We start from the raw sequence: 12,932 nt of genomic DNA, 5'->3' as shown, positions 1-12,932 counted from the left end.
AAAGGCACAACAAGCTTTATAACTGAGAAAAAAAGTGATCTACTATTCGGACACTGTTACCCGCGCGCTTTGGTGATCTGAACTTAAGAGTCTAAGGAAAGCATGGAAATATTTTTTACAATCCTCATTTTGATCCTGGTGGTCTCCCTGTCTGGGGTGGTAACACGCATGTTGCCGTTCCAGATCCCGTTACCCTTGATGCAAATTGCCATTGGGGCCTTGCTGGCCTGGCCGCATTTCGGGTTGCACGTTGATTTTGACCCCGAACTGTTTTTAGTGCTGTTTATTCCACCGTTGCTGTTTGCCGACGGATGGAAAACGCCTACCCGTGAATTCTTGCACCACGGGCGTGAAATCCTGGGGTTGGCCCTGGTGTTGGTGTTGATCACCGTTGTCGGCGTGGGTTATCTCATTTACCTGATGGTACCAGGGATCCCGCTGGTCGCCGCGTTTGCGCTGGCGGCAGTATTGTCTCCTACCGATGCCGTGGCTCTGGGCGGTATCGTCGGTAAAGGGCGTATCCCAAGAAGTATCATGAGTGTGCTGGAAGGTGAGGCGTTGATGAATGACGCTTCTGGCCTGGTATCGTTAAAATTTGCCATCGCGGTGGCAATGGGGACCATGGTGTTTACCGTCGGTGGCGCCACTATGGAGTTCCTGAAGGTGGCAATCGGTGGCCTGCTGGCCGGTGTGGCGGTGACGTGGACCTACAGTAAATCGCTGCGCGTGATGAGCCGTTGGAGCGGAGACGATCCGGCCACGCAGATTGTGCTGCTGTTGCTGTTACCCTTTGCCTCCTATTTGATTGCCGAACATATCGGCGTGTCCGGCATCCTGGCTGCCGTCGCGGCGGGGATGACCATCAGCCAGTCTGGCGTGATCCGTAACGCACCGCTGGCCATGCGTTTGCGCGCTAACAGCGTCTGGGCGATGCTGGAGTTCGTGTTCAACGGCATGGTGTTCATCATGTTGGGGCTGCAACTGCCGGGGATCTTGGAAACCTCGATTGTGCAGGCTGAACTGGATCCGACTATCGAGACCTGGTATCTGTTCACCGACGTGGCGATTATCTACGCCGCGCTGCTGGTGCTGCGTTTCAGCTGGCTGTGGGTAATGAAAAAGGCCAGTAATCGCTTTATGAAAAAGCGCCCTCTACAGTTTGGCGATTACAGCATACGTGAGCTGTGGGTTGCTTCTTTCGCTGGCGTGCGTGGGGCGATTACGCTGGCTGGTGTGCTCTCTATCCCGCTGTTACTTAGCGATGGCACCGCCTTCCCGGCGCGCTATCAGCTGGTGTTTATCGCCGCCGGGGTGATCTTGCTGTCACTGATCGTTGGCGTACTGGCGTTGCCGTTATTGCTGCGCGGGGTGCATGTCGCAGACAAGAGTGCCAGCAAGACCGAAGAGCGCATGGCGATTGCCATGGCTGCCGAGGTGGCGATTGAGAGCATCAACAAGATGGAAGAGCGGCTGGTGGCCGACACCGAGGAAAACCTCGATCCGCAGGTGCTCAAAGAGGTCAGTTCCAGGGTGACCGGAATGTTGCGGCGGCGTATTGCCAGTAAAGACGATATCGAAAATGCGCTGGCGTTGGAAAATCTCGAGCGGCGTTTCCGTTTGACCGCCTTGCGGGCGGAGCGTGGTGAGCTTTATCATCTACGCGCTACGCAAAAAATCAGCAACGAGACGCTGCAAAAACTGCTGCACGATCTCGATCTGCTGGAAGCCTTACTGGTTGAGCGAGAAGGCTAACCACATCTTTACGGGGGCCGCTATGCGGCCCCTATCTTATTCAGCCAAGGCTTCGGCATCTCGATCCCCTTGCGCTTTACTCTCCTTGCTTTGGATCAGCTTCAACGCCAGATACAGATCGGGAACCAGGATCAGTTTATTCTCCTTGCTGCCGGAGCGATCCAGGCGAAACCAGCGTGTCAGCTCGGTACGGCGGCCTGCGAGCACCAGGCCGATCCCCCGTAGTTGCAAATCCCGCTTCAATTCCTCGATAGCGGCTAACACGCTAATATCCGCATGGGTGAAGCTGGCCACCGCGTCAATAACCACCCAACGTGGATGGCCCGGAGCCCCATTTACCAGAGTGGTGATCCGCCGCTTGAAGTAGGCAACGTTAAAATAGGTCAACGGCGAATTAAAGCGGTACATAATGACGCCATCGACAGGCTGGACGCCGTTGCTCTTACCCAGCGAATGGATCATACCGTCTGCATTGACCCCCAGTAGCTGTTCGGTTGGCCGGAAAACCGTCTGTAGAAACTGCAACAGACCCAGCAGCACCGCCAGCCCAATGCCGGGAATGATCCCTACCAGCAGCACGCTCAAGAAAGTAAACAGCGCCAGATAGAACGCGGGGCGGTTGCGTTTGCGCAACCGGAAAATGCTGCGCATATCCAGCAGTGACCAAGAGGCGTAAATCAGCACCACGCCGAGCACCGGGATGGGGATAAACTGCAGCGGCTCGCTAAAAAATGCCACTACCAAAGCGATCGCCAGCGCGGCAATCACCGAGACCAACTGACTTTTTCCGCCGTTGGCATCATTAACGGCGGTACGAGAGTTGGCACCGCTGATGGCAAACCCCTGCGAAAGCCCGGAGACGATATTCACCAGCCCCAGTGCGCGAAACTCGCTGTCGGCGTCAACCTCGTAGCCATTCTTTGCCGCAAAGCTCCTGGTGGTCAGCATCATGCTGACAAAGCTGACTACGGCAAGGTTGAGCGCCGGGATCACCAGATCGCGCAGCAGCCCGGGTTTAAAATCAGGCCATGACACCATGGGCAAACCGCCACCGGTATAGCCCCCAACCGTTTCAATGCCAAAATGCGGCAAATTAGCCGCCCAGGTCAACGCCGTTGTCAGCACTACGGCGAACAGCGGTGCAGGCCAGTTAGGCCGGGTGTAGTGGACGCCAAGCAGGATCAGCAGCGTCAGCAGTGACATAAGCACCGTGGGCCAATGGCTGTTGAGTAAGTTAACCGGCAGTGCGTAAATACGTTCAATCAGCTCGCTGGAGGACGAGGCAAACCCGAATATCTTGCTGATCTGATTGACGATAATCGTAAGCGCCACGCCGTTGAGCAATCCATTGAGGATCGGGCGTGACAGCAGGTCTGCAATGGCTCCCAGCTTGAAGCGGCTGGCAATCAGGCACCAGGTTCCCATCATCAGGGTCATTACGATGGTCAATTGCCAGTGCAGCTCGGTATGGCCAGCCGCTAGAGGAGTGACTACTGCGGCGATGACCGCGCAGGTGGCTGCATCAGGCCCGACGATCAGCTGACGCGATGAGCCAAAAATGGCGTAGGCGATCATCGGTAGAATACAGGAGTAAAGCCCGACGATGGCGCTCACGCCAGCCAGCTCGGCGTAGGCAATCGCCACCGGTAATGCCACTGCTGCCACCGAGAGGCCAGCGCGGATATCAGGTTTCAACCAGCTACGATCGTAAGCGAGCAGGTTCATCAGGCCAGGCGCGATACTCTGGAGGGATTTCCGCTGCATATCATTTCCATCCGGCTGAATAAAGGGGCATGCTGTCTCTTTCGTTGGCCGGAAGAGTAAATCAGCGGTTTTTTTGTGATTTTGGGTGAGCATTAGCCGAAGTATAGCAGGGGATTATGACGTGAATTTGCTACCGTTATGCAATGAGAGGGACTTTACGGGCCACAGATTGATCACGCTACTTGATAGGCGCTCTGAATCGGCTCCCTCGCCCTTTGGGAGAGGGTTGGGGTGAGGGGAAACAGAAGACTATCAAGGCTGAGGCCAGTACTCCCGGCAGCAGGCAATCCAGGCCTGGGCGCTGTGGGAAAGATAGCTGCCCTGGCGCCAGATCAGCCCCACTTGCCACTCCATACGTGGCTCCAGCGGCAGCCAGATCAGGTTTTCTTTATCCAGCCATTGGCAGACTGGCTCCGGTAAGGTGGCAATTCCCACTCCGGCCTGCACCATCGCTGCCAGAAAATCCCACTGGCCGCTGCGTACGGCAATCTTGGGTTCGAAGCCCGCCTGCTGAAAGGCTGCCATCAGCATTTTATACAGCGTGAAGTCTTCGTTATAAATCAGGATTGGCCACTCGGCCAGCTCATTGATCGCGATGCTGGTGCGGTTGAGCCAGTGTGCCGTCTTTGGCACAACTACGCACATCGGGTGGCTTAGCAGGGGCAAAAAGGTCAACGGCTGGTCAGAGACTGCGGGCAGTATCGTCATCGCCAGATCCAATTCTCCGGTTAACACCGCCTGTTCGACCGAAAGGCCGCCCAGTTCGGAGATCTTCAGTTCGATCCCCGGATAGGTCTGGCGGAACTGACGGATCAAACCGGCGATCTGCCTGCCGACCATCGGTGGAATACCCAGCCGCAGCACCCCCTTTTTCACCGAGCTGATGTCCTCCAGTTCGGCCTCCAACTGGCGGAACTCATCGAGGATCGCCAGGCCGCGCTGATAAACCGCCTGCCCGCTGTCGGTGAGGTGCAGCTTGCGCCCTTCACGTACCAGCAGTGTGCACTCCAACTCATCTTCCAGATGGCGCAACATCTTGCTGATGGTGGGTTGGGTAACAAACAGCTTCTCGGCCGCGCGGGTGAAACTTTGCTGGCGGACCACTTCCACAAAATAACGCAGGGTGCGGACATCCACTTTGGGCTCTCCTGAAGGCGGTGCCGCCGGGAAACTATTCCCTTACGGCATGATGTTGATAATTTTAATTCATTTCAGGCAGGGTTTCCCGGCTGCGTATACTGTAAGCCTTGATTTTTTCTGAGGTTGCTTTCATGTCTCTGGCGTTACGCCGTGCTGCGCCTGCTTTGCTGACTCGCTTACAGGTGCCGATCCAGGTAGTGCTATATGCCTTGTTATTCCTGCTTGCCGATCGGCTGGTGCAACTGTTTCATCTGCCTTTGCCCGCCAATATCGTGGGGATGTTGATGATGTTGGCGCTGATCCTGCTGCGCATTTTGCCGCTCAACTGGGTAAAAGCGGGATCGCGTTGGTTACTGGCCGAAATGCTGCTGTTTTTTGTGCCAGCGGTGGTGGCGGTGGTGAACTATGCCCAACTGTTGATGGTGGAAGGCTGGAAGATTTTTCTGGTGATTGCCATCAGCACCATGCTGACGCTGGGAGCGACCGGGTTGGTGGTGGATCGCGTTTATCGCTTCGAGATCTGGCTGCAACGGCGGAAAATGCGTAATGAATGACGTGATCCTCAGCATCACCTGCCTGGTGGTGACATTGGTACTCTACTTTGCCAATAAACGGCTCTATCGCCGTCGCCGTAGCCTGCTGTTGATGCCATTGGTGCTAACGCCGATGGTATTGGTGCTATTGCTGGTGGTGACGCATATCTCGTATCAGAGCTATATCGGTGAAACGCACTGGCTGCTGTGGCTGCTTGGCCCAGCAACCATCGCTTTTGCCGTGCCGGTATATGAAAACCTGCATATTATCCGCCGCCATTGGCTTTCTCTCAGCGCCGGGGTGCTTACCGCAGTGGTGGTAGCCGTTTACAGCTCGGTGTGGCTGGCCCGTTGGTTGACGTTACCGGATGAAGTGCAGCGCAGCCTGGCGGTGCGTTCTATCACTACGCCGTTCGCGCTGGAAGCGGCGAAGCAGATGGGGGGGCAACCCGATTTGGTGGCACTGTTTGTGGTGATTACCGGCGTGTTTGGCATGGCGGTAGGCGATATTCTGTTCCTGCGCCTGTCGGTGCGCAGCGGTCTGGCGAAAGGGGCGGGGTTTGGTGCTTCTTCCCACGGTGCCGGTACCGCCAGAGCCTATGAGATAGGCCAGCAGGAAGGGGTGGTGTCTAGCCTGGTGATGATGTTGGCGGGGATTATCACGGTGATCGGGGCACCCTTGATTGGCCGGTTAATGTGGTAATCAGGGGGCTGGGTTAGCCCCCGGCAAGGCTTATCGAGCGGCCTGGATCAGGGCCACAATCAGTGGGGAAAGATCCCCACGTAACGCTGCACGTTCTGACTGGAATAGGGTAGCGGCATAAAAACGGTGCCCTGGCAGTTCCACCGAGCGCACATCGCCTTCAATGTCATGCCCACTAATGATCAGTGGGTGTTGCTCCAAATCCGCCACAAATTCAGGGTTAACACCAAAGTTACAGTGATAGCCTTCGTGAGTCTCCAGCTTGCCATAGGCGCGGGCGATCAGCGTGTTTGGCTGAAACAGGATGGTGCCGGTTTTCTCAACCAGTGAACAGCTCAGCGGTGCGATCACCAAGCGGCCCCCGCTATCGGTCTCCGCGTGGCCAGCATCGTGCCAACCCATCACATTGCGTGCATATTCCACCACCGCATATTGAAACCCACCGCAAGACCCTAGAAAGGGGATGTTCTGCTCGCGAGCATGGCGGATCGTCATAAAGACGCCGCCATCGTTGCGATAGGGGCTGCCAGGGACCACCCAGATAGCATCATAATCCTGCAGGACAGAGACATCGGTCAAAGATTCTGTGGGGAGCCACTGGGATTGGATATCAATATCGAGGTGTGAGGCGGTAAGTTGGAGAGCGACGGGGATGGCCTGGTGGGCAACGGCTTCGCTGCGGTAATCACCAATCAGAGCAAGACGAACCTGCGTTTTCATCATTTCTTTTCCTGAGCGGGTAAAAAAGGATGTTACAGCAGAGTTAAAAACGGGTCTGTGAATTTTTCAAAAGAGAGCACAAAATGCGCGAGGGGGATGGGGTACCAGAAGTGGCACCCCTGAAAGCGAGTTTAATACAGTGAAGGCGAACCCGTAGGGCGCGTTTTGAAGCGGCGATGCAGCCACAGATATTGCTCTGGAGCGCGCATGATCTCTTTTTCTACCACTTTATTCATGTAGGCGGCGGCGGCCACTTCATCGTCGATTGGGTAGTCTTCTAACGCCGGTTGGATCAATAGATCGTAACCACAGCCTTTCGGGCGACGGATCAATACTACCGGTACCAGGGCCGGTTTAGCCATGCGGGCCAGCATAAATGTCCCGCTGGTGGTGGCGGCCTGATCGACGGCAAACAGCGGGGCAAACACGCTGCCACGTGGGCCGTAATCCTGATCGGGAGCGAACCATACGGCTTCGCCGCGCTTCAGGGCTTGCACCATGCCGCGCAAATCCTTGCGATCCAGCATGGCTTTGTTCGAGCGCATGCGGCCTTTGGTCTGTGCCCATTCCATCGCCTTGTTGTTGTGTGGGCGATACATGGCCATCATCGGCTGACACAGGCCCATCGCCCGGCCGCCCAACTCCAGCGACATGAAATGCACGCCAATCACCAGCACCCCACGGCCATTTTGCTGGGCTTGTTTCAGGTGGTTGATGCCGCTCACGTTGAACCAGCGTTTCACGCGTTTATCTGACCAGAACCAGGCCATGCCGGTTTCCAGCAGGCCCATGCCGAGGGATTCGAAATTACCGATAATTTGACGTTCGCGCTGTGCTTCGTCCATCTCCGGGAAGCACAGTTCAAGATTGCGGCGGGTGATCGACACGCGGCGTTTCAGGAAGTGCATAGAGGTGCGGCCCATCCAGCCACCGAGCTTGTGCAGCAGGGGATAGGGTAGTTGAACCAGCAGGAACAGTACCGCCAGACCAAACCAGGTAAGCCAGTAGCGAGGGTGCAGTAATGCACGTTTAAAAGTTTGTGGACGCTTCATATCAACTCTGTATGCGAAATGGGGTAGAAACCTGTAGCGCATAAAGAAGCGACTCAATAGCGATACCATACTCTGACACCCAGTCATGACGATCGTTTAGCCGTTGACTAAACCTTTACATTCGAAGGGCGGTTCGCACTGCTATCAGACTTCGGAAGGACGGCTGCTCGCCAGCGAAGGGGGCTCTCGTACTCACGATTATACCACACAAAACGTGGGCGTGAGAGTGGGGGGGTGATACGTCCACAAAGGGTTATCCGGGGGCTATTTGGGTATTTCTTGTTAGTTATGTTGATTCTTTGTTTAAACGAGGTATGTCCTTCTATACTGGAAGGAAATATTTCCTTTCATTTGTACACAAGGATGGTTAATTTGAAAAAGCTTTTGATCACCGCGGCGTTAACCAGTTTTTTCGCCAGTCACCCTAGCTACGCCGCAGACAGTTACCTGGTTTATAACACGAATAATGTTGCCGTCTTCCAGGTACGTTTCTTTGATGTGGGTGATGGCCCTTTTATGCCGGACTATCCACAGCCAATTGAGTCCACCTGGGATCTGAATTACCAGCAGAAAGCAAAAATACTGGATGCCATGCGGTATTGGGCTGAAGTCATTACCCCCAGACCCGATCAATTGCCTGCCATCATCAACGTAGGTACTTTTGATGAGGTGAACGCTGCAGGCTCCAGCGAATCGGTCACCGATGGTGTAATCACCATTACCCAATTGCAGGGGGCTTTGAACGGTATTGATACCGGCGAGTTAACCTTCGGTTCTCATGGCCAATTTATCATGGGAAAAATGGATTTTGACCATATTCCCTATGTCCCTGCGCAATTACCTCGCTCCGGAAAAACGGATCTGGTCAGCGTTGCCGTTCATGAACTGGCTCATGGGCTGGGTATTTCTAATATGGCCACCGATTGGGCTGGGGAAGGGACATTTACCCCAGCTTTTGACACCGATATGCCTTTCGGTTCCTGGACTGCACATCTGCGCGATGACAATGGAAATCCGGCACGCCCCGGTCAGGTCATACTTTGTGAAGGGTGCAATAACGCCTGGGATCCGCAAGGTTTTGATGTGCGCCTTGATAAGGGGTATTTCGCAGGTAAACACGTGGATGAAGTGCTGGCGGGGGCCATGCCTGGTATTCCGGTGAGAATGTTGGCTGACGATGGCTCGGTTGACGATAACTATATGAGCCACATTGAGCTGAAAAACAGCATGATGAGCCATCAGAATTACCGCAACTACACCACGTTTATGGAAGCCGAGTTGGCGTTATTGCAGGACATGGATTATCAGATCGATCGGCGTAATTTCTTCGGCTTTTCGCTCTACGGTGATGGGCAGACGCTGGTTAATCGACACGGTTACTTTTTACGTAACAAGCAGGGCGATGGCTACATCACGGGGAAGTATAATACCGCGACATTGGGCGTTGGCTTACATGTTTACGGCAGTAACAATCACATCTCCCAGCAAGCGGATCTGTTAACGCAGGGCGCCGGTGGGGCAGGTATTCGTATCGATGGGCAAAACAACACGCTGAACGTTGAGCCTGGCACTCGCGTCTACGCCGACGGGATGAATGGCCGCGGCGTGATGTTTGCTTATGGTAAGAACCATAATCTAATTCAGCGAGGCGATGTTCAAGCGCTAGGCGCTAATGGCGTTGCCCTCAGTTTTGATTTTGGCAACAACCTGCTGGGCAACGATGTGGATTACCGGGGCTCCTGGATACATTATGTTGGCGGGGAGGCTGCAACATTATTGCCAGAGCTACAGGGGGCGCTGGTCAATAATGCGGATATTAGCGGCCGGGTTGCCGCTAAAGGTGCGGCGATGTATATCTCGCAAAACGCGTTGGTCAACCATATCAATCTGTTAAATGGTGCCCAGTTGGAAGGGAATATCTACTCGGATTATAACCAGTTGGATGATCATGGCCAGCAGCGCCTGACCCAGTTTACCTTTGGGCGCCTGGCCAATTTGCAAGGGCAGGCCACCGATCAGGCAGACCCCAGTTTCCGGTTCAACTATCGGGGAAATATTGAAGGTATCGACAATCTGGCGCTGAGCACTCGCGGGGGGATAACTTCGCTTAATGGCCACCACCAGATTTACAGCATGTCTATCGCACCAGGCTCCACGCTGGCTGGCAACAGCGATTATACCTTGAACCCGGCGGGCCGCTTTGTGAATGACGGTATCCTCGCGCCAGGTAATTCGCTAGGGCAAATCGAGGTCACGGGTCTCTATCAACAGGGCGAGAATGGGCAGTTGCTGTTAGAGGTCGATGGCCGTGGTGGACACGATACCTTGCAGGTAAATGGCCATGCTGAATTTAATGGTCAACTGACGTTCGCACCGCAGCCAGACTGGTATGCAACAGACTGGCGGCTGGATTCGGGCGAGATGCTGAAAGCCACCTCGCATAGCGGAGAATTCCGCACGGTGAACGGCTTACTCAGTTCGCCTACGCTGACCTTGCAGGCAACGCCGCAGGGTGAGGATCGTTGGCAACTTGCGATGCTGCGCGCTGACAACGCCTACAGTCAGTATGCGCAGGACAACAATGCTCGGCAGGTCGGCCAGGCGTTGGACCATATCGTTTCGGGCGCGGGTGCAGACATCCAGCCGCTGTACCGTACGCTGGACTTTTCTGCCGCCGACGGTGGGAGCATCAGCAGCGCTTTGCCGCAGCTTTCGCCCGCAGCCTTCAGTGCGATGTTCGCCAGCTCTCTTAATCGCGAACAACAGATTACGCGGATTGTCAGCGGATCTCATCCCTCTACGCCAGAGCAGCAGGTTGCAGGCGAATGGCATAGTTTTGCCATACCCTTTGGTGGCGGTTTCTGGCAGCAGCGCCAGGGGAGTCAGGTTGGCTATGATGCCAGCAGCTACGGCATAGTCTTTGGTGCAGACAAGCGCAGCGAACAGAATAGCGACTGGGTTTATGGCTTCCATGGTGCGGTCAGTGGACAATCGGTAACGGTCAAATCACCGGAGAACGCCAGCGGTAAAACCACGGCTTTCGATCTGGGTATCCAGGCTCGTTATGCCGCCGATCGGCAAGCGGGGATGTATTTATTCGGCAATGGCCGGTTTGGCATTGAAGATAGCCGTTTGGATCGCAGCATCAGCGTCGAGACTTATCAAGCGAGCCAACATGCCAGTTGGACCGGCCTGGCGGGTTCTGTTGCTGCTGGTGGCGGTTATCGTTGGGCGTTGAATGACCAATGGAGCGCTGGCCCTGTGGCCGCACTGAATTACACAACCCTGCATCGCCCAAGCGTGACGGAAACGGGCAATGACAGTAGCCGCCTGGCGCTAGGTTCGAGCACTTATGATTCTCTGCGCTCCAGCATTGGGGTCAACAGCAGTTGGGATCTTCCGCTCTCTTCGGGCGCGGCTATTGCTGCCGATCTGCAACTTACCTGGGATCATGAGTTGTTGGATGGCGATGTGTCGCAAGAAGCCTCTTTCGCCAACTATCGGGCGGCAAGCTTCAGCAACCAGAATCAGGTGACTGGGCGTGACTCCATGGGGGTGAAAGCCGGGGTTCGTTACCAAATCAATAGGGATGTGGAGCTGGGCTTGGGGGTAGAGAGCGATCTGTTCCGTTCTGGCTATGACTCGGTAGCAGGTAACCTGTCGGCCACCTGGCGTTTCTGACAGGCCGGTATGATAAAAGAAAAAGGCGCTTACCGAATGAGGTAAAAGCGCCTTTTTTCAACATCTTAACTGATTGTTATCAGTTCATGCCGTATTTTTTCAATTTCTTACGCAGTGTACCGCGGTTGATCCCCATCATCAGGGCAGCGCGGGTCTGGTTGCCACGGGTGTACTGCATCACCATGTCCAACAGTGGCTGTTCAACTTCAGCCAGTACCAGCTCATACAGATCGTTAACGTCTTGACCGTTCAGTTGAGCAAAATAGTTCTTCAGTGCTTGCTTAACCGAGTCACGCAGAGGCTTTTGAGTCACTTGGTCCTGTGAGTTCACGGTTGAAACGGTCAGTACGTCAGAATTTACGCGTTGTTCGAACATAGTTCTGTCAGCTCTTTTTTTACGCTAAGATTTTCGAAATATGCCTCCAACGCCTCCAGCTGTTCGCTGGCATCCTCTATGGCGTTGAATGTGCGCCGAAACTGGTCATTAGGGGCATGCTCCTGTAAGTACCAAGAGACGTGCTTTCGAGCAATCCGGAATCCCTTGCCTTGGCCGTAAAAGCCGTGCAATTCCCGAATATGCCCTATTAACAAGCGCTTCACTTCGCCAAGTGGCATCGGTGGCAGCAGCTCCCCAGTGTCCAGATAATGCTGGATTTCCCGGAAGATCCAGGGTCTCCCCTGAGCAGCACGGCCTATCATCAGGGCATCAGCCCCAGTGTAGTCGAGCACTGCTCTGGCTTTATGCGGGTCAGTAATGTCGCCATTCGCGATAATCGGAATGGAAACATTCTGCTTAACTGCCCGAATGCTGTCGTACTCCGCGTTGCCGTTGAACAGGCAGGCACGGGTTCGGCCATGAATCGTCAGGGCCTGTATACCACAATCTTCGGCCAGTTGGGCAATTTCTACACAGTTACGGTTCTCTGGTTCCCAGCCGGTTCGGATCTTAAGTGTTACCGGCACATCCACCGCGTTAACCACCGCGAGGAGGATCTGTCTAACCAGATCCGGGTACTGCAGTAACGCAGACCCTGCAAGCTTCCGGTTCACTTTCTTGGCTGGGCACCCCATATTGATGTCGATGATCTGTGCACCGCTGGCCACATTAATGCGCGCCGCGGCGGCCATATCATCAGGATCACATCCGGCTATTTGCACGGAACGGATCCCTGGTTCATCGCTATGTACCATACGTAGACGTGACTTATCCGTGCGCCACACCTCCGGGTTGGAGGAGAGCATTTCGGATACAGCCATCCCAGCACCCATTGCATGACATAAGGTTCTGAATGGGCGATCTGTGATGCCGGCCATCGGGGCCGCAATCAGGCAATTTGTTAACTGGTGGTGTCCAATGCGCATAGACAAAGACTGACCATACTGTGTCCGCAAGGGCGCGTATATTACGCATTTTTTCATTCAGATGAAAGGCCAAACTTTAACCAATCGACAGTTATTGGGCAATAAAAGTGCGCTTATCCTCCATTGGTAAAAATATTATGTTTATTTAACAATTGGTTGTGTGATTTTGCTTGATTTTTGTGCGCTAAAATATTCCACTAACGACAGGATTTTATCTTTACGCGC

The 12,932-nt window shown here is 54.5% G+C and carries 10 protein-coding genes; 4 read left to right on the top strand and 6 right to left on the bottom strand.

Features of this window, described 5'->3' with window-relative positions; translation table 11 throughout:
- Window positions 1-102 precede the first annotated feature (102 nt).
- Entirely contained in the window at window positions 103-1,752 is a 1,650-nt protein-coding gene (locus tag KGP16_RS23940) for a Na+/H+ antiporter (protein WP_021180793.1), read from the top strand.
- A 36-nt stretch (window positions 1,753-1,788) separates the two neighbouring features.
- Here KGP16_RS23940 and KGP16_RS23935 read toward each other — a convergent pair whose 3' ends face one another.
- Both KGP16_RS23935 and KGP16_RS23930 read right to left on the bottom strand, forming a co-directional pair.
- Entirely contained in the window at window positions 1,789-3,516 is a 1,728-nt protein-coding gene (locus KGP16_RS23935) for a SulP family inorganic anion transporter (protein ID WP_223498546.1), read from the bottom strand.
- A 252-nt stretch (window positions 3,517-3,768) separates the two neighbouring features.
- Entirely contained in the window at window positions 3,769-4,653 is an 885-nt protein-coding gene (locus KGP16_RS23930) for a LysR family transcriptional regulator (RefSeq protein ID WP_094981540.1), read from the bottom strand.
- A 134-nt stretch (window positions 4,654-4,787) separates the two neighbouring features.
- Here KGP16_RS23930 and KGP16_RS23925 point away from each other — a divergent pair, with 134 nt between their 5' ends.
- Together KGP16_RS23925 and KGP16_RS23920 are read left to right on the top strand one after the other, a co-directional pair.
- A complete protein-coding gene (locus KGP16_RS23925) occupies window positions 4,788-5,210 on the top strand; it encodes a CidA/LrgA family protein (protein ID WP_059199016.1) in 423 nt (140 codons plus the stop codon).
- Window positions 5,203-5,892: an LrgB family protein gene (locus tag KGP16_RS23920; protein WP_021180789.1), complete on the top strand. Its 690-nt coding sequence runs from the start codon at window positions 5,203-5,205 to the stop codon at window positions 5,890-5,892. Before KGP16_RS23925 ends, KGP16_RS23920 begins: the two co-directional genes overlap by 8 nt.
- A gap of 30 nt (window positions 5,893-5,922) precedes the next feature.
- Here the strand turns inward: KGP16_RS23920 and KGP16_RS23915 are convergent, their stop codons facing one another.
- Both KGP16_RS23915 and lpxP read right to left on the bottom strand, forming a co-directional pair.
- Window positions 5,923-6,612: a CTP synthase gene (locus KGP16_RS23915; RefSeq protein WP_094981542.1), complete on the bottom strand. Its 690-nt coding sequence runs from the start codon at window positions 6,610-6,612 to the stop codon at window positions 5,923-5,925.
- 131 nt (window positions 6,613-6,743) lie between these two features.
- Entirely contained in the window at window positions 6,744-7,664 is a 921-nt protein-coding gene (gene lpxP, locus KGP16_RS23910) for a kdo(2)-lipid IV(A) palmitoleoyltransferase (RefSeq protein ID WP_223500461.1), read from the bottom strand.
- Window positions 7,665-8,027: 363 nt separating this feature from the next.
- Between lpxP and KGP16_RS23905 the strand changes: the two genes are divergently transcribed.
- Entirely contained in the window at window positions 8,028-11,345 is a 3,318-nt protein-coding gene (locus tag KGP16_RS23905) for an autotransporter domain-containing protein (RefSeq protein ID WP_223500459.1), read from the top strand.
- Window positions 11,346-11,424: 79 nt separating this feature from the next.
- On the opposite strand, the gene fis is transcribed toward KGP16_RS23905, so the two are convergent.
- Window positions 11,425-11,721: a DNA-binding transcriptional regulator Fis gene (fis, locus tag KGP16_RS23900; RefSeq protein WP_000462905.1), complete on the bottom strand. Its 297-nt coding sequence runs from the start codon at window positions 11,719-11,721 to the stop codon at window positions 11,425-11,427.
- Window positions 11,703-12,707, bottom strand: a complete 1,005-nt coding sequence (dusB, locus tag KGP16_RS23895) for a tRNA dihydrouridine synthase DusB (RefSeq protein WP_059199012.1) — start codon at window positions 12,705-12,707, stop codon at window positions 11,703-11,705. Before dusB ends, fis begins: the two co-directional genes overlap by 19 nt.
- Between the last annotated feature and the right edge of the window lie 225 nt (window positions 12,708-12,932).

It is taken from the genome of Serratia sp. JSRIV006 (genome assembly GCF_019968685.1).
GTDB classification, from domain to species: Bacteria; Pseudomonadota; Gammaproteobacteria; order Enterobacterales; family Enterobacteriaceae; genus Chania; species Chania fonticola_B.
Note: the sequence above shows the minus strand (reverse complement) of the source record. Positions and strands in the feature narration are given on the sequence as shown.

What these genes read in the sequence shown, in the direction of transcription:
- dusB (WP_059199012.1), bottom strand. Translation starts at nt 12,707, where the DNA reads ATGCGCATTGGACACCACCAGTTAACAAATTGCCTGATTGCGGCCCCG.
- KGP16_RS23925 (WP_059199016.1), top strand. Translation starts at nt 4,788, where the DNA reads ATGTCTCTGGCGTTACGCCGTGCTGCGCCTGCTTTGCTGACTCGCTTA.
- KGP16_RS23915 (WP_094981542.1), bottom strand. Translation starts at nt 6,612, where the DNA reads ATGAAAACGCAGGTTCGTCTTGCTCTGATTGGTGATTACCGCAGCGAA.
- KGP16_RS23940 (WP_021180793.1), top strand. Translation starts at nt 103, where the DNA reads ATGGAAATATTTTTTACAATCCTCATTTTGATCCTGGTGGTCTCCCTG.
- fis (WP_000462905.1), bottom strand. Translation starts at nt 11,721, where the DNA reads ATGTTCGAACAACGCGTAAATTCTGACGTACTGACCGTTTCAACCGTG.
- KGP16_RS23920 (WP_021180789.1), top strand. Translation starts at nt 5,203, where the DNA reads ATGAATGACGTGATCCTCAGCATCACCTGCCTGGTGGTGACATTGGTA.
- KGP16_RS23935 (WP_223498546.1), bottom strand. Translation starts at nt 3,516, where the DNA reads ATGCAGCGGAAATCCCTCCAGAGTATCGCGCCTGGCCTGATGAACCTG.
- lpxP (WP_223500461.1), bottom strand. Translation starts at nt 7,664, where the DNA reads ATGAAGCGTCCACAAACTTTTAAACGTGCATTACTGCACCCTCGCTAC.
- KGP16_RS23905 (WP_223500459.1), top strand. Translation starts at nt 8,028, where the DNA reads ATGGTTAATTTGAAAAAGCTTTTGATCACCGCGGCGTTAACCAGTTTT.